At 34.3% G+C, this 21,221-nt stretch carries 23 protein-coding genes and 1 pseudogene; 18 read left to right on the top strand and 6 right to left on the bottom strand.

Annotation, left to right across the window (positions count from 1 at the left end; genetic code table 11):
• The first annotated feature begins 299 nt into the window (after window positions 1–299).
• The 3 genes from H4J70_RS18370 to H4J70_RS18360 all read left to right on the top strand — a co-directional run bounded on the left by H4J70_RS18370 (window position 300) and on the right by H4J70_RS18360 (window position 4,341).
• Window positions 300–647: a PKD domain-containing protein gene (locus H4J70_RS18370; protein ID WP_182251636.1), complete on the top strand. Its 348-nt coding sequence runs from the start codon at window positions 300–302 to the stop codon at window positions 645–647.
• On the top strand, window positions 602–3,592 hold the full coding sequence (locus H4J70_RS18365) for a S8 family serine peptidase (RefSeq protein WP_182251635.1): 2,991 nt from the start codon (window positions 602–604) through the stop codon (window positions 3,590–3,592). Before H4J70_RS18370 ends, H4J70_RS18365 begins: the two co-directional genes overlap by 46 nt.
• Window positions 3,593–3,915: 323 nt before the next feature.
• Window positions 3,916–4,341, top strand: coding sequence for a 5' nucleotidase, NT5C type (locus H4J70_RS18360; protein ID WP_182251634.1), 426 nt, complete (start codon window positions 3,916–3,918; stop codon window positions 4,339–4,341).
• A 538-nt stretch (window positions 4,342–4,879) separates the two neighbouring features.
• Here H4J70_RS18360 and H4J70_RS20800 read toward each other — a convergent pair.
• On the bottom strand, window positions 4,880–5,005 hold the full coding sequence (locus H4J70_RS20800; RefSeq protein ID WP_259368086.1) for a hypothetical protein: 126 nt from the start codon (window positions 5,003–5,005) through the stop codon (window positions 4,880–4,882).
• Window positions 5,006–5,557: 552 nt separating this feature from the next.
• Here H4J70_RS20800 and H4J70_RS18355 point away from each other — a divergent pair.
• Both H4J70_RS18355 and H4J70_RS18350 read left to right on the top strand, forming a co-directional pair.
• Window positions 5,558–5,818: a recombinase family protein gene (locus tag H4J70_RS18355; RefSeq protein ID WP_404842502.1), complete on the top strand. Its 261-nt coding sequence runs from the start codon at window positions 5,558–5,560 to the stop codon at window positions 5,816–5,818.
• Between the two features lie 375 nt (window positions 5,819–6,193).
• A complete protein-coding gene (locus H4J70_RS18350) occupies window positions 6,194–6,454 on the top strand; it encodes a recombinase family protein (RefSeq protein WP_259368085.1) in 261 nt (86 codons plus the stop codon).
• 588 nt (window positions 6,455–7,042) lie between these two features.
• Here H4J70_RS18350 and H4J70_RS18345 read toward each other — a convergent pair.
• From H4J70_RS18345 to H4J70_RS18335, 3 genes are all read right to left on the bottom strand, one after another.
• Entirely contained in the window at window positions 7,043–8,005 is a 963-nt protein-coding gene (locus tag H4J70_RS18345; RefSeq protein WP_182251633.1) for a hypothetical protein, read from the bottom strand.
• Window positions 7,992–8,423 carry a hypothetical protein gene (locus H4J70_RS18340; protein ID WP_182251632.1) on the bottom strand — a complete coding sequence of 144 codons (432 nt, stop codon included), beginning with the start codon at window positions 8,421–8,423 and terminating at the stop codon, window positions 7,992–7,994. Before H4J70_RS18340 ends, H4J70_RS18345 begins: the two co-directional genes overlap by 14 nt.
• Window positions 8,424–10,326: 1,903 nt before the next feature.
• The gene (locus H4J70_RS18335; RefSeq protein ID WP_182251631.1) at window positions 10,327–11,199 is read right to left on the bottom strand and encodes a WYL domain-containing protein; all 873 of its coding nucleotides are present in this window, start codon (window positions 11,197–11,199) and stop codon (window positions 10,327–10,329) included.
• 213 nt (window positions 11,200–11,412) lie between these two features.
• On the opposite strand from H4J70_RS18335, the gene H4J70_RS18330 reads away from it, so the two are divergent.
• Window positions 11,413–12,657 carry a hypothetical protein gene (locus H4J70_RS18330; protein ID WP_182251630.1) on the top strand — a complete coding sequence of 415 codons (1,245 nt, stop codon included), beginning with the start codon at window positions 11,413–11,415 and terminating at the stop codon, window positions 12,655–12,657.
• A gap of 16 nt (window positions 12,658–12,673) precedes the next feature.
• Here H4J70_RS18330 and H4J70_RS18325 read toward each other — a convergent pair whose 3' ends face one another.
• Window positions 12,674–13,255, bottom strand: a complete 582-nt coding sequence (locus H4J70_RS18325; RefSeq protein ID WP_182251629.1) for a hypothetical protein — start codon at window positions 13,253–13,255, stop codon at window positions 12,674–12,676.
• Window positions 13,256–13,359: 104 nt separating this feature from the next.
• Between H4J70_RS18325 and H4J70_RS18320 the strand changes: the two genes are divergently transcribed.
• The 5 genes and pseudogenes from H4J70_RS18320 to H4J70_RS21060 all read left to right on the top strand — a co-directional run bounded on the left by H4J70_RS18320 (window position 13,360) and on the right by H4J70_RS21060 (window position 15,977).
• Window positions 13,360–13,542, top strand: coding sequence for a hypothetical protein (locus H4J70_RS18320; protein WP_182251628.1), 183 nt, complete (start codon window positions 13,360–13,362; stop codon window positions 13,540–13,542).
• Window positions 13,543–13,548: 6 nt separating this feature from the next.
• Window positions 13,549–14,163, top strand: coding sequence for a hypothetical protein (locus H4J70_RS18315; protein WP_182251627.1), 615 nt, complete (start codon window positions 13,549–13,551; stop codon window positions 14,161–14,163).
• A gap of 7 nt (window positions 14,164–14,170) precedes the next feature.
• Complete coding sequence (locus H4J70_RS18310) at window positions 14,171–14,647, top strand: hypothetical protein (RefSeq protein ID WP_182251626.1); 477 nt, start codon at window positions 14,171–14,173, stop codon at window positions 14,645–14,647.
• A 192-nt stretch (window positions 14,648–14,839) separates the two neighbouring features.
• Complete coding sequence (locus H4J70_RS18305) at window positions 14,840–15,316, top strand: hypothetical protein (RefSeq protein ID WP_182251625.1); 477 nt, start codon at window positions 14,840–14,842, stop codon at window positions 15,314–15,316.
• A 116-nt stretch (window positions 15,317–15,432) separates the two neighbouring features.
• A pseudogene (locus tag H4J70_RS21060) lies at window positions 15,433–15,977 on the top strand (poly-gamma-glutamate hydrolase family protein).
• 6 nt (window positions 15,978–15,983) lie between these two features.
• On the opposite strand, the gene H4J70_RS18290 reads toward H4J70_RS21060, so the two are convergent.
• Window positions 15,984–16,442 (bottom strand): DUF3293 domain-containing protein, encoded by a 459-nt coding sequence (locus H4J70_RS18290; RefSeq protein WP_182251623.1) that lies wholly within the window; start codon window positions 16,440–16,442, stop codon window positions 15,984–15,986.
• 374 nt (window positions 16,443–16,816) lie between these two features.
• Here H4J70_RS18290 and H4J70_RS18285 point away from each other — a divergent pair, with 374 nt between their 5' ends.
• The 7 genes from H4J70_RS18285 to H4J70_RS18255 all read left to right on the top strand — a co-directional run bounded on the left by H4J70_RS18285 (window position 16,817) and on the right by H4J70_RS18255 (window position 20,981).
• A complete protein-coding gene (locus H4J70_RS18285; RefSeq protein WP_182251622.1) occupies window positions 16,817–17,272 on the top strand; it encodes a hypothetical protein in 456 nt (151 codons plus the stop codon).
• 55 nt (window positions 17,273–17,327) lie between these two features.
• Window positions 17,328–17,915 carry a hypothetical protein gene (locus tag H4J70_RS18280; RefSeq protein ID WP_182251621.1) on the top strand — a complete coding sequence of 196 codons (588 nt, stop codon included), beginning with the start codon at window positions 17,328–17,330 and terminating at the stop codon, window positions 17,913–17,915.
• Between the two features lie 53 nt (window positions 17,916–17,968).
• The gene (locus H4J70_RS18275; RefSeq protein ID WP_182251620.1) at window positions 17,969–18,343 is read left to right on the top strand and encodes a hypothetical protein; all 375 of its coding nucleotides are present in this window, start codon (window positions 17,969–17,971) and stop codon (window positions 18,341–18,343) included.
• A 63-nt stretch (window positions 18,344–18,406) separates the two neighbouring features.
• The gene (locus H4J70_RS20490) at window positions 18,407–19,141 is read left to right on the top strand and encodes a nucleotide pyrophosphohydrolase (protein ID WP_220470400.1); all 735 of its coding nucleotides are present in this window, start codon (window positions 18,407–18,409) and stop codon (window positions 19,139–19,141) included.
• Window positions 19,142–19,152: 11 nt separating this feature from the next.
• Window positions 19,153–19,470, top strand: a complete 318-nt coding sequence (locus tag H4J70_RS18265; RefSeq protein ID WP_182251619.1) for a hypothetical protein — start codon at window positions 19,153–19,155, stop codon at window positions 19,468–19,470.
• Between the two features lie 86 nt (window positions 19,471–19,556).
• On the top strand, window positions 19,557–19,853 hold the full coding sequence (locus tag H4J70_RS18260) for a hypothetical protein (RefSeq protein WP_182251618.1): 297 nt from the start codon (window positions 19,557–19,559) through the stop codon (window positions 19,851–19,853).
• Window positions 19,854–19,862: 9 nt separating this feature from the next.
• Window positions 19,863–20,981: a WYL domain-containing protein gene (locus tag H4J70_RS18255; protein ID WP_182251617.1), complete on the top strand. Its 1,119-nt coding sequence runs from the start codon at window positions 19,863–19,865 to the stop codon at window positions 20,979–20,981.
• Window positions 20,982–21,221: the final 240 nt, after the last annotated feature.

Raw genomic sequence — 21,221 nt, 5'->3', positions numbered from 1 at the left:
CCTGATGGACAGTTTAGAAAAAAGACATTACGAGTTCTGTTTGAATTTCAATCGTTACCCAGCTTTGTTATGCTCTGACTAAGGTCAGCTTAAAGTGCTTTCCATTGAATAGAACATTGTATTTTTTCAATTAAAACTTATTTAATTATTGACATAAATAAAGTTAATTGAGAATATTAATTTTCAATGGAGTGTGCTATTTACTTGAAATGTAAATAAAAAATCAAAGTGGAATTCCCCCCCCTTTATTTATATATATCTCCATATTGTTACACTAATTGATTAGAAGGACTCTAATTTTGTCTCAATTTTTTTCAAATGATTCTTTAAAAATAATATTAACTATATCTTTACTAACTTTAATTCTGCCTGCCTGTGGCGGAGGAGGTGGTTCATCGTCAACCCCATCTACACCTCAGCCAGTGCAGAATCAGTCTCCTTTAGTAAGTGCTGGCGTTAACCAAGCAGTAAATGAAAACACTGAGGTATCGTTGTTAGGCTCAGGCTCTGACTCGGACGGCACTGTTGTTAGTTATAGTTGGGCTCAAAGCAGTGGGGCTGACGTAATATTAAGTACTACTGACTCACTAGCACTTCATTTATGGCACCGGAAGTTACCAGTAACCAAGAATTTACATTTACACTAACGGTGACCGACAATGAAGGTGCAACTAAGGCCGCTACCACTAAGGTTAATGTTAATAATGTCAATATATTACCATCAGTAGACGCAGGCGCAGATCAAAGTGCTTTTTTAAATGATGAGATAATACTTTTAGGTGCCGGAAATGATGAAGACGGAAGTATTACGCAATACCGTTGGATTCAAACGGGTGGCACGAGTGTTACCCTAGCGAATAGTGATACCGCCTCAACTTCCTTTACTCCAAGCAACCTCACCGCAGACGAAACGTTAGTTTTTCAATTAACCGTTATTGACAACGATGGCGGAGAAGCATCAGATCCCGTAAGTGTTAATGTTTTTACGGATGCATCACCTGAGTTATCTGCAGATAAAACCCTCTTAGAAGTAGCGCAAGTTGGTGGCGGGCGAATAACATTTACTGCCATAGATGACTTAACGCCAGAAGGTGATTTATATAATAGCTTAACGTTTAAATGCACGCGTGAACCAAGTGAAAGCTTTGATTTCGTCATAAACTACAATCAGATAAGCTTTATTACGGATGACTCAAAGCCTAATTATGAAGAAGATTGCGTAGCCTCAGTGACCGATACGATTGGGCAAACAGCTAGTGTAACTTTTACCCTGAAAAAACTTGAAGATACGCCCGCCGAGATACTATCATTTGATGGTCCTCTAATATTATTGTCAGGCCAGACAGCTGAAGTAACAGTTATTGGCGATGGCAGTAAAATAGAATTACCACTAGAAGTGACGGACACTAATCACGACCCTGTTGAGGGTATGCTAACCGCTTCTTATGAAAACAATAAAATTACAATCATAACTGCAAACGATGCGATAATCCCTGATGAAGGGCTTGTAATTTACATTGTAGCGAATACAAGGTCTGAGCTAGGGTCAAGAGGAAGAGGTAATGTCCACAGTATTCGCTTAGTCAAAAGTACAACACCTTATGACAATTTAAATGTGGCTTTTGAAAGAGCTAAAAACGAATTTAAACATTCGCAAGATTATTACCATCTAAAAATGTTCACGCTTGATTATGCACAAAACAATCAACTAATCACTGTGGATGAATACGACGATGAGGTTGCTATAACTTATGCACCTTCAACACCATATGAGTTCAATCAAGTAGAAAGAGCGATTAATAATTTAATAAACTACTTACCCAGCGAAGTCACTGACTTAGCCGTCAAACTAAATAATGTTGATCCTAACTTCTATGAGTTTGATTATTTTTATTGGCAAACTGCCGCATTTATTGAACTTTATGGCAAAAGTAATTTTCCAGCGCAACCTGAATACAATAGTAAGAAGTTACTCAGCGACAATAGCTATTCAAACCTTGTAGGTGATACGGCTATCGGAGCTTACGTAGATGATGTTTGGGTGTTCAATACTGGCTATGAATATTTGCAAGCCGTAGTTGATATGAAGTATTGGCTAAATGGAAATGATGAGTTACAAGCCAGTAGCGCTGTAACCCGGGAAATGGCGATTCAACTGCGTGACCGCGCTAAAGATGATAAATTAAAGAGTGGTTTAGCAAATGACGTAAAGCAAGAACGATTAGTTTATCCACTTGGCTTTCGTTCAGAGAAAAAAATTACGCCACCAATTAAGGTAAATAAAAGTTCAGTGATGGCGCAAAGCAGCGAAGATCCAATCTTTAATGATCCCTACTTTAAAGACCAATTATGGATGAAAAATCAACCTATCTATAAAGGCGCGCAAAGCCTGTTAAAGTTAAAGGATACCTTCACTGAAACTCGTACCTCACGTATTGCTGTTATCGATGGTAACTTTATTCCGACCGATGAAATTAACTTTGTTGAAGGTTTTGATGCCGTTGAAATGGATAATGAGCCATTTGTGACTTTTGATGAAGCTCAAGCGGGTGATTATGCCTTTCATGGCATGGCAGTATCATCAGTTATTGGCGCAATTAGCAATAATAATTACGGCATTGCTGGTGCGTTATCAAACGTAGAAATAGTACCTGTTCGCGTTTTTGAAAATGGGCGATTTGGTAGTGGTCATGATGCCGCCAATGGGATACGTTGGGCTGCTGGCTATAGCTTTGAAGGTGTGCAAGACATTAGTTCACCGGTTGATGTTATCAACCTTTCTTTAGGGGGCGTCGGCGAGTGTAATAGCGATTATCAATCAGCCATTAGCTATGCGTTGGCAAAAGGCGTTATTGTCGTTGCTTCGTCAGGCAACGATAGCGATAAAGTTGCCAATGCGCCTGCAAATTGCCATGGTATTGTTGCTGTTGGTGCCAATGATATTAATGGTAACCGAGCTGATTTTAGTAATTACGACATCAATGGCGTTATTGACGCAAGTGCTGTCGGTGTTGAAGTCCCCGTTTTAGATATTGTTATTGGTGATACTGCCTTCGAGGAAAACTTTAGTTTGTGGAACGGAACGAGCTTTTCAGGTCCAATCGTAGCTTCAGTATTGGCTTTGATTAAACAAAACTTAGAAGGGGTTCCTAGTGCCCTTGCTCAACAACACATTAAAAATAGCTCAGGTGGTTTTAACCGGGAATGTGCTGATTGCGGGCCAGGAGTTGCCAATAGCGACGCCGCGGTGAATTCAGCTATTGCTCAACCGGTAAACGTAAAAGCTGAAATCGTCAATAAGTACCACGACTATACTGATGGGTATAAGCAAGGTTACTTGAAAGCGCAAATAGATAATGGAGCTGATGCTTGTAGCTGGTGGGGCGTTACGCTCGATAACGATATTGTGTTTGACGATGAATACGCATTAAAGCTTTCAAGTGGTACCCAGGGCTATGCTTTATCTGGTGTAGATAATCGATTCAATGATGGGGCCCTTGGTGATGTGACGCTGGAGTTATGTAGTGATAGTTCTTGTCTTGCTACCCTAGAAACCACGAACAATCTAACTAAACCTGGAATTTGCCAGTAAATAACCATTAAATGAAAGTAAACTAATAGACGTTTATGTTAATGAAAAACGTCTATTAGTTCATAACTTCATACACAACTATATCAACTAGACAAAATAAGAAGGTAAGCGTAGATTATATTATTTGGTCTACACCAATCATAACCTTGCTGTTTGCTTTGATTCGAGTAAGAGAAAATGAAAATTTTATAGTAATTTTGTTAGTAAATATAGAAGTCGTAATTTGTGATTTTGAGCTTTAATTAAGACGAATATCCCATTTAGAAAGGTTGAAAGCCATAGATAAAATCCACAAAAAAGGGAATAAAATTAAATGATAGTTTATGTTGATATGGATGATTCTCTGCGATTACAGCACAAAAATTGAGTTAGCTAAAATTAATAGCCCTGAAATAGAATTCCCCCAGAGCACAGCTAATTTTTTTAGACAGCTAAACCCTATAATCGGTGCAATTAGCTCAATTGAGATCTTGAGAGCAACAAGGGGCATTGATTTATATATCCTTACAGCACCTTCGACTAAGAATCCTCTCTCGTATACTGAGAAACGCTTGTGGGTTGAAGATCATTTTGATTATGAGTTTACTAAAAGACTGATTATTTGCAGCAACAAAGGATTATTAAAAGGCGATATACTGATTGATGATCATATAAGTGGTAGAGGGCAAGAAATATTTGAAGGTAAACTCATACACTTTGGTAATTGCGAATTCCCAAATTGGAAGTCTGTAATGAAAAAAATCCTGTGATTGATGAGCTCTACTATTCCTTGGAATTCATAAAGAGTCTAAGTGGTTAGATGCTATTTTTCGTATTACCAATTCTGCTTTACTCTCAAATTCCTCGTTGATTTTATTTATTGCCCGCTTTAGATGTTTAACGTTTATTGTCGTCATGGTTATAATCCTTAGAATATTAAGTAATTTGTATTAGTCCCCCTGTATTATCTAACAAAAACCAAAGTGGGTGATTTGTAAGTGACTGTTTTTAAAGGGGGAAGGTGGTTCTTGTCTATCTGTGTTGACTTACGCATTATCTTTTTACTATTTTAAAAGCGTGCGCTGTGTGAATTCTAGTGCATGAATTCTCGCGAAGCAGAAAAGTAGACAAGTTACTGTAGCAAACAGGTATTTGCTACAGTAACTATCGTTTTTATTGGGGTGTATCATGTGAAGTGCTTTTTTAATATCTAAACTTACAGCCTAATCTTTTTAGACTTATCGCTTCAAAACACAAATGACTTAGCTAGTCAGTGATTGAATGGCTAAGTCATAGATTAAGGTATTACTATTTCTTTTGTTTTTTGAGCTTGAAGGTGGATAGTTTGCCTATTGCTGGTTTTCCTTCACTCCCAAACATTTCGTTAATTTTATTTATTGCCTGTTCTAGCTTTGCAGCTTTAGTTGTATTCATTTCGTAACCCTAGATAAATATAGGCACTGCGGCTGAGTGCTTTTATAGTTTCTAACGAAAAGTGAAACGCGCAACTACTGGTGTGGTGGTTTAAGTTATTGTTTTATATCGTCTTGTTTAGCATGGTTGTCTGTTGCGCGTTTTCTTTTCTGCGTTATAGAGAGCATCTAAAAGGTCGTGTGTTGTTTGTAAATAATATGACGTCTCTTAAAGGTATACCCATTACGAACTGTTTGCTGTGCGTGTAACGATGTTCATTTAGGGGACCTTTACATGAACGATTAGGTCCGCTACTTTAGGTCTAAACCCTAAACGAACAAAAATAAGGATGTATCAATGACAGGGCAACGTATTTGCTATGCTAGAGTTTCAACAAATGATCAAGACACTTCCACTTAGATAGAACAATTACAAACGGCTGGCTGTTACCTGATCTTTCATGAAAAGGCTTCTGGTTGCTCTCTGAACCGAACACAGCGCAACGAGATATAAAATTTCATAAGGGATCGCGATACCGTAGTTATTACCAGAATCGACAGGCTCGCTCGAAGTTTGCGAGATCTACAAAACTTAGTGTATGACTTTCAACAAAAGGGTATCGCCATTAAAGCGACGGAGCAGCCCATTGATACCATCACATCAGCCGGTAAAGCTTTCCTGAACATGCTAGGTGTCTTTGCTGAGTTTGATAACAACATTCGCAAAGAACGTCAGATGGAGGGTATAGCGAAGGCTAAGACAAACGGTGTTTATAAAGCTCAAAAAACCAATCTCCGAGGACGTGAAAGAGGAAAATTTTCGCTTGCACAATGATGGCGCAAAGAAAGTTGAAATCATCCATCTGCTTGGGGTAGGGCGTACTAATGTATATAACACATTGAAGCAATATCATTGAGTAAATACGGCTCAAGTGACTACTGGTAGGGCATTGGGTGCAAAAGTATTGGGGATTCAGTGTTAGTGCATATTCTCATGCATCGCGATCACCTAATACCATCTAAGCCGATCACCTAATACCGGGGTATTGAGCGATCGGCATCATGGTATTACGCAGTTAGTTCATGACATAAGTCGTTTCGCTCGAAATATTGAAGATCTTATTCAGTTAATCCGATTTTTTAATAAAAAGACGTTAGTGTACATTTTTCGAAAGAAAACTTAATCTTCTCTGCTAGTTCATCAAACCCAATGAATAATCTTATGTTGACACTTCTTGGTGCTGTTTATCAATTTGAGCGCGAAATGTTATTAGAGCGCCAGCGTGAAGGGATTGCTAAAGCAAAACAGGCAGGAAAATACAAAGGTAAGCCAAATACAATTGAACGAGAATCGGTTTGGAATTTGTTAGATCAAGGTTTTTCTATTAGAAAGGTTGCTAGTGAATTATCTATAAGCCTAGTTAGCGGCCAGAAAATAAAATTTGAGCGGAAAAACAATAAATTTATTTAAAAAACACACTGATTGCTATTAAGGGTACCAAAAAGGCTTGCTTATCAGCTAATGAGCTCATTATCTATGTAGTAACATCTACTTAAGCTTCAAAAGAATAAATAAGCTTATCGGAAAATTAAAGTAGATACATTAACAGAAAAAGGATTAATCTTATTATGAAAAAATTCAACTCTTTATTTATACAGAACAAAACTAAAGTGAAATTGAATCGAGAGTATGGCTACAGACTAGTAAAAGAAATTAACAAAACGCGTGATTTGATAAAAGTGATGGGTTGTACAGAGACTTATAAACGTTGTGACATTATAACTTTCACGAATAAAAGTAACGTTGAAATGTTTCCTGCACTTGAGGATCTTTATATCACTGATCAATACAGTACAGTTTTCGAGCTTCGATTGGGAACAAATATTTGTATTGGTAAGCTAAACGGTCGCTCTTTAAAGCAGTTCATCAATGATCAAATAACAATTTGATATGAACAGTGGATAAATTTTGGGACGTATTATCTTGTTGTAACTAAGTACAATTATCGCTAATACGTCCATACTAAACTGAAAAATAATTGAATAGCAATTATAAGGGTTAGTAAAGATAAGTATCAGTTATATCTGGGCGAAAGTGTCCCAGCTCTTGCGAAACAACATGCTTTGCAAGCTCATAATCTTTCAATAATCTAAACAATGTTTTTAGGCGAAATTTAGCATAATCATGACGTAAACTATGAATTCCTGTTGACCAGCCAAGCCACCGTTTTGATGCAGAGGAAAAGGAGCTTGAGAGTGCTTTACCAAACGCTAAATCATAATGCTGTATGTAATTAATACCACGATCTGTTTTTTCAGATGGAGTTTCTAGCTTAAATGATTCCAGCTGTTCCACCATTTTTGAAGGAATCGCGATTTCTCGAATCAATCCACCTTTGCCTACCACAGAATACAAAACAAATTCGCTTGAGAAACCTAAAAATTTAAATTTTTGAGCTTGTAATTTAATGTTACTTAATACTCTAATACTCGCCGCTTGCTCTTCTAATTTACGTAATGTGAGAAGTTCATGTACTCGTATATTAGAAACTTGACAAATACGCACTGAAAAAGAATTTCTATCGGTGATGTGTGAACAAACTAAATCAATTTGTTCTGTAGTATATGTCCGAGTAAATCTAGGGATTATAGTTACATTTTTATAGTTTTTTACTAATAACTTAGGTTGTGGCTTAGTGCATTTACTTATATACGCGAGCCAAAAATTAAGCACTTGGCAGTCTCTTTCGACTGTAGCCTTAGAAAGTTCCATGCTTACTCTGTAGTTTATGAATTCATTTGCTAATTCAAAGTCAACATTCATTAATAAATTTTTAAGTGATGAAAATGAATCATCAATGACGTTAATTAAAAATGAATTTTCATTAACAAAGTCGGCAAATTGGTACATTGAAGACATACTATCTTGAGCTGTGCCGATAGAACCAATAATTTTATTTTTATGTGCTCGTTTACATTGTCGAGAGATAAAGTTATCTATTTGTGAGTTACGAGTTCCCAATGTTTATTTCCTTAAAGTACTTATTTATATAATTTCTTACTGTGCTGTATGAGATGTTGATGTTCTTTGATTTAGCGAAGATATATGCTTGTTGATAATTTTCACATGATATAAATACTGATAATAATTGATCTCTAATAGGATCTAGCTTTGATCTATAGCTAGCACGCTTACGTCTTGTTCGGGCCAATTCTAGAACCGCGTTGATTTCATGATGAAGTGCGGCTTCTTTATCTATATCCATTGTTAGTTTAATTGATGAAATATTAATTGAATTAACAATTTTTCTAAGATAATTACCATCGATATTGATCCTTTTTTTAACTCTTAACAACATTGCAATATTGCTGTACTTATGCTTTTTTGATAAAAGAAAAGTAATTTCAGCTTTATATTTTAATACTCTATTTTTCTTCATCGTTTGCCTCATTATTTATATTTTATTTTGTAAGATGTATCTAATTTATTTCTCTCTTAATAAAGAAGATCGATCAATGAAGTTTATCGTTGATCAAGTCGCATTAAATTCACGATAGATAATTCTGAGATATTGCTAATATCTAGATAATTAAAGAAAGCTTTTTTGTTATTCGTGATTTTTGATAGCGCATAGCGCGAAGATTTTAGCTAGAAATAGCTAAGTTTTACTCTGAGAAAAGTAAGGGTATATAAGATAAAAATTCAAAAAAGAGAATTTTATAGATCGATAAAAACATCAATATACACAGCAAGCATAATGAAATACCTGCTTTTAGTTCTGCATGTAATTGCTAGTTTCAATTAAAAATACATTAATTAATAGCTATTAGCATATTAATTAATACTACTTAAATTGAGGAAATATATATAAATTGAAATCTTGAATTTTAAGATTCAAGTTAACAATAAATATAATTAATGGTTAAATTATTAGCTGTTTTACTGAATTAACAGTTTGTTGCAATGATAAAGTCAATATGAACATTGCACTTTAAATTGCGTGTTAGAGCATCGTTGATGCTCAATGTTGTATTTTTAGCATCACACTAAAAATTGTTGTTTTCTCATTTTTATGGTTTGAGATACCTTTATTAAAACTAACAAAATCAAAATTATGCATGATGCAAAAATTTTAGCTCCTACCGACTTGATTAAAAAGTGGCTGGCTTTGTTGATTCATTCAGTTTTTGATTCCAGTAAAATTATACGTGAAAACTTTGAATATGCAAGCAGAATAAGCTAAAGTTTGTTCTTTAAGATGTTGTTTTTTAAGTTTATTGTTGTTGTCGGTATGTTGTCGGTATGTTGTCGTTGCTCTGTCTGTTTATTTTTAAGCTGATTTTAATCAATATTTTTAAATATGCATAGACGGTAGAGTTTTTTATAACTAGTTAATAGTATTTAATAACATATAGGTTTAATGGGTAGGTGTTTTTCAGACTAAATAGTTGGAAACAATTACATTCTAAAAATTTAAATGTAAAAAATCAATTTTAGTTTTTTTATGTGCCTGATAGTGCCTGATACTTTGTTTTTGCATGGTCCAGAGGTGTTTTATTCGGGCTGACATAGCCGAATATAATTTCATATTAAAAATAATCAGGGTTTTAATTAAAAATGATTGTTAATACTGAATGAATATTATTTTTTTTATGTGACCAATAACGTCTATTAGATATTGTACTACCTGATGCATAGGTGATTTCTCAGGCTGACATAGCCGAAAATATTTATTAAATTTTCAGATTATTAATAAGGTCATGGATGTATACTGTGAGCATGAAAGGAAAGATTGGACGGTCAGGTTTTGGATAAAATACTCACTGAAGTTAGTGCTCGTATTAACTATAAGTGAATTGATAGTTTTATTTATAATAGTAAAGAAGTTGAGTTGTGTACTAAATCGTTAAAGCTCAAACAAATTCTGAATAAAGTAGAACAAAAAGATTGGTAACAATCTTTTCACAAGTCCAAGTTGTAGGATGGAACAGGCGTTATCATTATCATCAAAGTTTGGAATCGAGGTTTTGTTGACGAAGCCGGAAAAATAACTATTATCAGCCCCGCTGAAAGGGCTAAAATAATCATCAATGCCTACTATGAAATTAAAGACGCGGCATCTTCCTGTTATGACTACCTGTCAAAGTATGAATTTTTCGGTGGATCAGCTGAGACTATCGGTCAACACATCATTACTGTCGAACACCCCAATATAGATATAATTGTTAAAAAAATTTTATCTGCGGCAATTCAATTTGTTGATAACAAAATTAAATTGACCATAAACATTGTTCTTAGTGACCAACCGAAGGTTTTTCATTTTTTATTTGATTAAGTTTATGTTATATAAGTTTTTTGCTTTTTAGTTTATTTAAAATATCTATTAATTTTGGGCTATTTTTGTAATCTAAAATTAGTGGAAACAAATGAGCTTCTCGTTGCTCATCATCTAACCCTGTACGAGTTAGTTTCAGTAAATGTTGAATGTTACACACTTTACATTCAACAGTTTTACTACCATCTATCATGCCATAGTCTTCTTCTACTGATTGGACTTGTTTAGGTGTTAATTGAGGATGTGGCTTAAATACCAATTCTACAGTGTTATTCCACTTTTCATCATTCTCTAGTAAACCTGCACTGCAATATTCTAGCTCGGAAATTTGATACTTATTCATTCGACTTAAGACAAAGTCTCTATATCGTTCTTCTCCAACAACATAAGCTCTAACGTGCCAGCGAAAGCCATTGTGAATTAAAGCCAATGGTTGAATGTTGTATGAAGCCTCCTTCTTTCTTAAGCCAGAATATTTAATGCTCAACACCAGCTTTCCTGTTATAGCTCTGTTGAGTTGTCCCCATAGTTTAATGTTTGGTGCTGTTAAGAAAGGTTGAGAAATATATTCAATTTGATGAAAGGGGCTTTCTTCACCTTTACTTGCAATAAGGTCTTCTACGTGTTTTTGATAAGCAAGAAGTTCGTGAGATTCGGTAGGTAATAATTTAGGTTCAAATACGTCGGTAGGTAAAAATCGTTTCAACTTATCACAATATCTAATATTCCCTATACATTCCTCTTCATAGGCTTTTATGTCTTTTGTCTGTTGTGCTCTTTTTATACCGAAGAATAAATGAAGATAGTTCTTTCTGAATTCGCCTAATAATAGTAAACACAACTCTAAAAATTTTAATCGTTCTTTAATTGTATCTTTCATTTTATCAACTTCCAGAGTCACTTATATCCATATTGTAATCACTTTTTAAAGTATATGAAATAAAACAGTGCCATTTAATAGCATTATTTGTTGACAGAAATTAATTTGATGGTAAAGTATGACGGTGCTACTAAGTGGCACTGTATGAAATACGCGCTGATTTACACACAACTTGCGGGCGCATAACTTAAACAGCTAAAAAGTGAGAAAATAATGGAACAAGTAATACTAGAATATTTTTGTGGTGATGATGAATGGACAGAGGAACAAAGAGAGAAATTACCAGAAGTTATACTTAATGCTAATCTAGAATATCCTGAACAGCATTACTTAATGCCTGTATCGGATAGTAAGCTTGATATTGAGCAATTACTAAAAGTAATAAAAGATTGGGAAGAAGCTGTAAACAGTACGGTTGATTGGTTTGTGCAAGGCCAAAATGATCGAGCAGCTATTCACTTGATGAAAGTACTTAAGCCATTGAATGAAATGGTTAAGCTAAACCCTGTTAAATACAGTGCTACGGCGTTAATTAATGAGCCAAATTTAAGAATGCCACGTGATGCTCGTAATGATTTTGTCCGTAAACCTACCGTTCTTCATCTTGCACTGCTTGCTATCGCACTTAACCACCACATAGACGATGAAACACTAACGCCTTTATTTGAAGAAAAGTTGGCCTCTGTTATTCTGTTAGGTATATCAGGTGGTGGTCGTTCTCCAGAAGATTTATTGCTGTGGTCTATTCAAATCCTCTCTGTAGCAGGTACTTTCACTCTTATAAAAGAACGTTTTTCTAAAGAGAAGTATCTCAATTGGATATATAAATTAACCGAACATTGTAAAAGTATTAAAACTCGTGAAACTGATGAACTGCATCCGATGAGTGTTGGTTACGTTAATACTAATAGTAAAAACTTAGCTGCATTTGGTATTGAAAACTTAACCCAAAGTATGGAGCCAATGTCTCGCCTTAGGTTTCATCATGAGAGAATCAGTGATTATGAAAAATCTATTCAACGGTCCCTTTTACTACAGCAAATAAGTAAAACATACAAAGCGAAAGTTTTTGATTTAGCGAAAAGCTTTATTACTGAAAATCATGAACAACTTCTTCAGTTAGCTGAGCAACTTCGACCTAAACACCAAGTATTTTCATCAAAGCGTCATGAAGTCTTTTTAAAGCCTATATTAGCAAGCAAAATCACAGGCTTTGAAAGCCAACTCCCCTCGTTACTTGAGATAGTTCCCGAAGGTCGTTTTTATGACATCAACCAACATGTTGAAGAAACAAAAGCTTTCTTAAAACACCAGGATTTTATTGGTATGGGTTGTGGATTCTTCGATTGGAAAAATCTATTTGAAAAGGCACCTGAGCATACAAAAATTTATATTCGACATGTTGCAATGGAGCAAGACTGTGATTTAGGCATTTATTTACAGTTAGTGGTGAGTTAACTGTAAATATATTCGGTTATTTATCTTTAACATCTAGGTAGTAACCGTCATCAGCGTAAAAGAACAGTTCGCCATCGGTTAATTGATAATCACCATTAACGTGATTCACATCCTGCCAAAAGGTAGAGGTTTTAGTGAGCTGTTCTTTTAAATCAAGTAGTTCAGGCGTATTTAAAATACTAGAGACTTCTTCGCTACTTAATAATGGAATAAAGAGTTGCCCGTAAGTTTGTTTATTCGTTAGGTCGCTATCAAGCCAATTTTGTCCAAAATATTTGGTAATAGTGCGAGGGATTTTTTTAACATCTGGGTGAAGTTTCGCATCTTGGTACTGTGTAATTTGAACAACGTTTGCTTTACCAGCAAACCTAATAGTACAAAGTAAATCATTAGACGTTGCATACTTTAGCGCCAGCTCTTTAAAGGGAGATGCGCACACCGTTAGGCGACGAGTAGGCATGGTATCAGGGCGTAACCATTCCCAGATATTATCAACCAGGTAAGGTACATTGCTAGGAGCACGTTTAGTTTTTTTATGATGTTTTAAATCTGGTGAATATGACTCTTTTGAAAGACTACGATAAATATTGGCTGTCATGTTATTAGCTATTCCCATTGAATGTTGATTTATTGATAATGCGTTATTTCATAATGAGTTGACAAGTTTTTTATGTATTAACTTTTATTGAAGAGGTTAGGATTATGAGATATGTTTTAGACTTGAATTCACTTAAGCTTATTGAGATTAGTATTGATAGAAAATTTGTTGTGTCAGAGTTTGTTGAACCAGGTCAACAATCGAAAATTTACGTTGCAATAGAAAGGTTAAAAGCCAAATTAATGCTTTCTAACTCAAAGCCTGTCGCTATAACTGAGAAAGGGTAACTTAAAATGCAAGAAGATACAGGCTTAACTGTTTATATTGGTGTCGCCAAGAGTTGCAATAAGCAGGTTACTGAATATGTTCTAAAAAGTTGCGACCAATTAACAACGTTGAATGTTAATGGAGGAAAGCTCATTTTAGTGGAAGAAGGTGAGTTGAATTTTCATAGTGCTGTTTATGTAATAAAAGTAGAGGCAGATGATATTGTTATTACCCGAGATGATGATGCTTTTAAGGTAAGCTTGCTCAATAAAGAGCAACTTAGTGAACTGTTATATGCACTAACTTCATCGTGGTTTTTAGCAAACCTTGTTGGCCATGATTATGCCGATTACGTTTCTTGTTTAAAAATGAGTAGTAGCTTGAAGTTAGATATTGTTGATATGAACAATGCTGACGATTTGAGTTCATTTTTATCTGTAAAAGATCTAGGTAAAACTCCTACCGCCATGACTTGCAATATTGAGGCTGTTGAGAAAAATCTAACACTGGAATGGTTTGAAAAAATAGGAAGTGTTCTAATTCCGTTTGTTGATGATGAAACCTTCTTTGTTATGAGTTTGTCATCAAGAGCAATTCAGCAGTCAAAAAGTAAAATTTATTTAACCTATTTTAATAAGTGAATTTGATATGAATGAATTTAAACAATGGTTTGAACAAAAACTTCACTCACTTGGTGTAACTAAACTCAACTTAGTAGAGCAGGTAGGTTATATAAACACTGCAAAAGGTTTGAGAAGGTTGAATGAGTTTTTGGAGCAACCTCAAAAAACTCATAATGAGTTTATTAAAGCTATATGCTTAAAGTTAAGTTTAGATATGGCTGAATTAAGCGAAAAAATAGCAGAGAGAAAAAAAACAATTACTCCAAATCCTACGCCATTTATTCAGTTAATTTATCCTCGACTAGATTGTATTAGGCCACTATTTCATCAAGGCTGGTTAAAAGGGTTGCTTCGAGAAGAGGTACCTGAAATTATTCAGAGACTTCCTATAGATGAAAAGAATAAACAACTAGAGAATTTGTTCAATAAAAAGTTGGCGTCATTAGATGATGACTTATCACGTCATATTACAGGCTTTATCTACTCGGCTGCAAAAGAATAAACGTCCACACTTTCGGTAGTTTGTTATGGCTATACGTTTGATGACACCACCGGAACTTTCAACATTAGATGAATAGAAAGCTTATTGTACATTTCTTCATTTGTAGAAGATCAAAATCGTTTTAATTTAGCTGCTTTAGTTGAGTATTTAATAGTGGTTAAAGTTTGAATTACACATAGGGAAATAAATAGCATGAAGAATCAAAATAAAGTTATTGAGAATAAGTTTTTTTGGCTCCCTTTAGACCAACGAAAAAGTAAGTATGGTGGGGCGATGGCTCCGAGAAAGTCAGAATTAAGAAAACCTTTATTATGGCTAACGCGTAAGAACGAATCACTCTATCTAGTGAACGGATCTGATGAAATCCTTGATTCAATTGTCATTACTAATGGTGGGTGTAGCACTAATGATGGCGATGGTATAACTGGTTTGACGGATCAAGGAGATGAATATAAAAATATACAGCCTAATACTGGAATAAAAGTAGATCGATTGGATGCACTTCAAGATTGCGATTTATTAGCTCACATAAGTTTAAGAGTTAAATCATCAATCCTTGGTTGCATTGACATTAGCTCAACATTAGGGAGAAATAAAATAAAGGAAACAGTTCTAATTTGGGACACAGGAGAAGGTGAAAAATATGTCAGTGTAAAAAAGGTAAGCTAAGAGTCTCTGCAGTAATTATGGTGGCGGCTAATGATATTAATGAGTAGGAGTTTGTATTATCAATTCAATTTTTAAAACAATAATAAATAAAACACGTCACAGAACTGGTGATAAGTATGACAGTTTTTTTAGAGCTATCAATGAACGAAGATAAATTTTCAGTGGAAGTTCAGGATATAGGCTCACCTATCACCATTATGGCGATACATGGTGGAAGAATAGAGCCAGGGACAAGTAATATAGTTAAGGCTATTGCCGGGAGAGACTTTAATATTATTGCTTTAATGGGGAAAAGTTAAAGAATAATTGGGATTTACATATAACTAGTGAGTTATTTGATGACCAAGAAGCCTTGGCTTTAGCATTACGCTCAGAATTAGTTATAACTATCCACGGTTGTGTAGGGCAAGGTAAAGTTGCCTATACAGGTGGAAATAATAATGAATTACGATTGAGATTAGAAAAAGAACTCAATGGAAAAAGCATTCAATCACGAATTCATCCTAGATTTCATGGAAAAGGAATCAATAATATTTGTAATAAAGTAATAAGTGCATTGGGAGGAATTCAATTTGAACTAACTGGTTGGTTACGGTGTTTTTCGTTGTTCAAACGCCGTCTATTTATAAATACGGTTAGACAAGTTTTGTTGTCACAATAGATGTAATTATTTAATGGCAGAGATTAAACGTGATTCAAACTTTCCAATACTCAATTCATCGACTCCCTTTAACTTAACAGGAACAATGCTTAATTGACCGCTATCTACCCAGAAAAAAGCATTTTGATTGAATATATCGGCAATTTCAAAAGCGGCTTCTTTAGATACATTAATAACATAACTTATTTCTTGATGGAACATATCAGGCGAACAACCAATAATAGGGTGGGATTTTTTTATATTCTCGTCTTTTAGAGAAGAGCTACCTAAAAGCAGAGTCTGTTTGTTATCAGTTAAATGTTTCCTAAGACCTGCGTCATATAAGCTATTAATATTAGCATTGCTAATAGCACCTTCTGGGTTATGAGCTGTAATGATGGCAAATGATCGTGGAAATTCAAATTTTTCGACTACAGAAAACATAGTTTTAGCGTATAGCTGCATAACCTCTTCACTATTTTTCATATGGTTTATCCTGTTTTTTAAGTTTTCTTATCTGTTTATTAATATTACACCAAGAAGAACTCATAATCGTGCCAAGTAAATTGTTTGTGAATTTAAATTCAATTATGTTCGACTTACCTTTGGTCTTTCTACGTTTATCTTAAGAAATTTATATTAACAAATACAGAAACATAAATAAGTACTAGCTTGCTTTTAAGGTACTTAAGTTTCAGTCCCATCCAATTTTTATTGTAGTTCATCAAAACACAAGGCGAGCACAGACACATAATGTCCGCTTTATCCTTATGATGACTTTATCAATTCGACTTGTGTATGGATTCATCACATATGTTTTGTCGATTTATTTGATATAAACAAGTAATTAGGAGAGCAGCATGAATAAAGTAATTCAAACAATCTACGCAGTTAAAGTATTGGAAAGTCTTGGTGCAATCGAAAGGCGTAGCAATAAAATACCACAAGCAGAACTACAGCTTGCGCCAATGTTACATTGGGTTGTGAATTTTTTCGCTTGTTATGGTTGTATGGTAATGGGAATAATTTTGTTTGCATTTTCGCCTTTGGAAAGTGTTAAGTCTGGAGCGATTATTAGTCTTTTGATTTTTTTGTGTTTCAGTATTAAAGAGTGGTATGAAATGTGGGAAGACAGGGCCGAAGAAATACGAGTGCTTCATATTGCAGAAGTATACAGTTGGAAAGAGTTATCAGAAGCCGAAATGCATAAACTTGCTTTGAGTATTAGCAACAGACCGTCACATGTTTTGCTAAGTTATATCCTTTACTTTGTTCCGCATGCCTTATTTTCAGCACATTTTTATTCAATGTTCTGAATGTTTACAAATAGCAGTATTTATAAAGCTAATTTATTAAACAAAAGGTGGCAATATGCAAATTTCAAATGATGTAGCTAGAGCAGAAATACTGAGTTTTTTTAAGGTTAGAGCCGAAGATAAGCAAATTAACAATGTTGAAGAATATGAGAAACATTTATACAAAGTCATTGTTCAGCACTTGAATGTCTTTAGTGGGGAAGACTTGTTAGAACAAGAGCTAACTGAGAGCAAGCTGGAAGAATTTGAATACCTTACATGGGTGGCAGCAGTTGAGTGCTACGAAATCAAATATGACTTACCTAGAAGGTTAAGCCAATTGAGATTTGACTTAGCTCTTAAAGTTAATAAAAAACATAAAAATGTAAATTTGATTGATTTGAATAAAGATATCATTGCCTTGAAGTCTCGTTTACCTGCTGAATATAAAACACTAAGCTCTTACAATGAATATGAATTCCATTTATATAAATTTATTAGTGAAAATTTTTCAGGTAACAAACAAGCTGATTACGATAAATGTTATTGGGGCGACTTAGTAAGGCAATATGAGTTAGAAAATAGATTACCATTAATTTCTCGTGAATTAATTGGTTTAGAGAGGTATCGCGGAATTCGAAGACTAAGACGCAAAGCGTCTTAGTGATGCGTATGATTATTTTAAATTAGTTAGTTTATAACAACGAATAGGCACTTATGAATACAGTCAATAATCAAGTACCTGAAGATTACATGTTATATGGCATTAAACCTGAATATCAAAGCGAAGTTAATGTATTGCTTGCCACTACGGGAGTGCTCAACAGTGTATCTGGCATGCATACGCTGATAATAAGCAATTGCACGGTAGAAACAGGCGTACATTCAACAATGAATACACAACGTTTTGTTTATCAGGCAACCGTTGTCAATATGAATGAACAGCAAGTTAAAATTATGAAAGCACAGGGTGTACCTAATCAATGCTTTGAATACTTTTGTCATAAATTTTCACAGGTGCTTAAAAAGCATCAAGATACAATTTATATTAAACAACATAACCCCATGACATTAAATGAATTGTTACGTTAGTTCAGGTCATTTAATTAATCAGATGACAACACATTTGTTATTCAACTTATAGAGAACTTTTACATGAAATTTAAAACTGTTAATCATTTAACCCCTATACAACAACAAGTAGACAGTTGGATCAATAGTATAGGGATTCGGTATTTTAGTGAACTTACTAATCTTTCAAACTTAATTGAAGAAACGGGGGAGGTCGCTCGCTTAATTGGCAGAGAATATGGAGAGCAAAGCTTTAAAAAGGGCGAAAAGCCTGAATGTATTAAAACTGAGATTTCTGATGAGTTATCAGATGTATTGTTTATTTTGATATGCCTTAGTAATCAACTAGGCATAAATCTAGATGACTCATTTATTAAAAACATGGACAAAAAAACCAAAAGAGATACTAAACGACATGAACTCAATAAGGGGAGTTTTTGTGCAGATCATAAACATTTAATACTACGAAATAATAACGCTAATCATTTTACACATATTCAACAACAGGTTGATGCTTGGATTGAAGAGATAGGAAAAGGTTATTTTAATGAATTGACTAATCTTTCTAATTTGAGTGAAGAAGTTGGAGAAGTCGCTCGATTAATTGGTAGAGCATACGGAGAGCAAAGTTTTAAAAAAGACGAAGAACCAGAATGTATTAAAACTGCCATTGCTGATGAGTTAGTTGATGTATTGTTTATCGTCGTTTGTTTAGCAAACCAGCTTGATATTAACTTAGATGACGCCTTTGCTAAAAATATGGATAAAAAGACCAAGCGTGATATTACCCGCCATAAAAACAACAGTAAATTGAACTAAGGGGTTTTAATATGAAAAGTGCTATGACTAACGATATAGGGAATACAAATGTAATTAACATGCTAAGCCTTTGGGTTACTCCTGATATGTTGCAAGACAAAACACTCTTTGGTGAAATCAAGGCCGTAATTAAAAAATTAAGTGAGTCATCTTATCAGTTATCTGAACGTGAACTGTTTCTCACTCAAGAGCTTATCAATGGACTTTTAGAGGCAACTTTAGCATCATTTGATAAAGCTGATGATTCGCTAAAAGAGGAACTTTCCTTGTCATTAAAAGAAATATTAGAATTTCAGTCATTATTGGTAACTAGTGCCAATAGTCACTAACTTTGTACTCTATTTTCTATATTAGACAGGTAATGTCTGGGGTCGTGTTTACAATGAACATATAAATCATTATTGTTGAGGCTGCGATGGAATATATTACGGTGTTTTTTGGTTCGTTATTAACGGTTTACATGTTGGGTATAAACTCTCAGTTAGTTCGTGATAAAAATTGTATTGGGGCATTTTCTTTAGCATGGTTCATTTCTTTGTCTAACATGCTTTATATCAAAGTGTTTGTAATGAGTGATGAATTTATGCTGACTTATCTGTGCTCGGCATTAGGTAGTGGTATAGGGATTGTTTTATCAATTGTTACTTATTCAAAGGTTGAGACTTACTTAAAGAAGAAATCAATTTTATCTAATAATAATCATGCTATATAAGGAAGTTTTATGTCTGGAAAATATAATGAATATAAAAAACAGTTAGTCGAATTGATAAAAGTAGGTCAATCAAACCAAGTTGATTTTGAGTATATTTTAAAAAGTTTACAAACCAAGCATACTTTAAACGCTGCATTTATAAAGGGGATACGTCGTGAAATTGAAGAGCTTAGTAAAAACTATTTATCAGAAAAAGATGAGCCTCTTCTAGTTATTGCTTTTACAGGAGGTAAGAAAACGTATTATTACTGGCAAGATGAAAATGCTAAAAATTTAGTGCTTGATGAATTAATTCCTGAATTTAGTAGTGAAGCAAGGGCCATGGCAATTAACTTTGTACAAGAACAACTATCAGAGTTTTTACCACCTAAGTATATTGATGAACTACGATATGATTTTCGCCACTCTGAAAAACTACTAAGAAAAAAAGGTGTTTTTAGGGATAAATTAAATGCAGCTAAGCGTAAGCTAGATTTTCACCCTGCGGGGTTCGCAATAACACCCATTGAAGCTGATTGTGATAAACAGTATGCCTTTATATTTGATTGTTTAGAAAATGAAATTGCATTTACTGCTCAGTATGACTCTATTCATAATATCCCCAAAAAATTAACCTTATCTCCTCAAAAAATCACCTATTTAAACCATCAAGTAGTAGTGTTGTGCTTGATGCATGAAGAGAATGAATTGAAATTTTTTGAAATTACTAGATTGAAAAATGTAGCCGTTTGTAGTTCAAAGGAATATATACAAAAGTCACCAGATTATTTTGAATCAAAACATACCCTAAAGGCACGGGTTCACACGTGGGTGAAAAATTACTTTTCTCGAGTGCAGATTGGGCACGGAAAAGCTATGAAAATAATAGATCAGGAAGATGAGCATTCTTGGATTATTGAAATAGAGATAATGCTTGGTAAACATTTTAACAATGACAAGCCGGATCCCTTTTACTTCGCTAATTTTCTAGGACAGTTTGCAGACTCTATTGAAGTGCTTGAACCCGATTGTTTAAGAAGTGAGATGATAAGGCGAGCAAAACGAAATTATTCAATTTATTTGGATGACTGTAGTGACAACATTGAAACGATATCTAAAAGCCCATTTGAAATGACAGGAGAAAAATAAGCCAGACACTTTTTGGATTAGTTAGTGCTTATAATTCAATCATAATAAATATTTAAGGAAAAATTAAATGACTAAACCTCGTTACTTAACTAAATCTCGTTTCAAAATGGCAACTGAATGCCCAACCAAGCTTTTCTATACCGGTAAAAAAGAATACCCAAATACCATGCTTGATGACCCATTCTTAGCAGCCCTTGCTGATGGTGGTCATCAAGTTGGCGAATTAGCTAAGCAGTATTA

Origin of the sequence: Colwellia sp. BRX8-9, assembly GCF_014077245.1 — a bacterium.
Lineage (GTDB): Bacteria > Pseudomonadota > Gammaproteobacteria > Enterobacterales > Alteromonadaceae > Colwellia_A.
The sequence above is the reverse complement of the archived record's forward strand: the minus strand, read 5'-3'. Positions and strand labels throughout refer to the sequence as shown.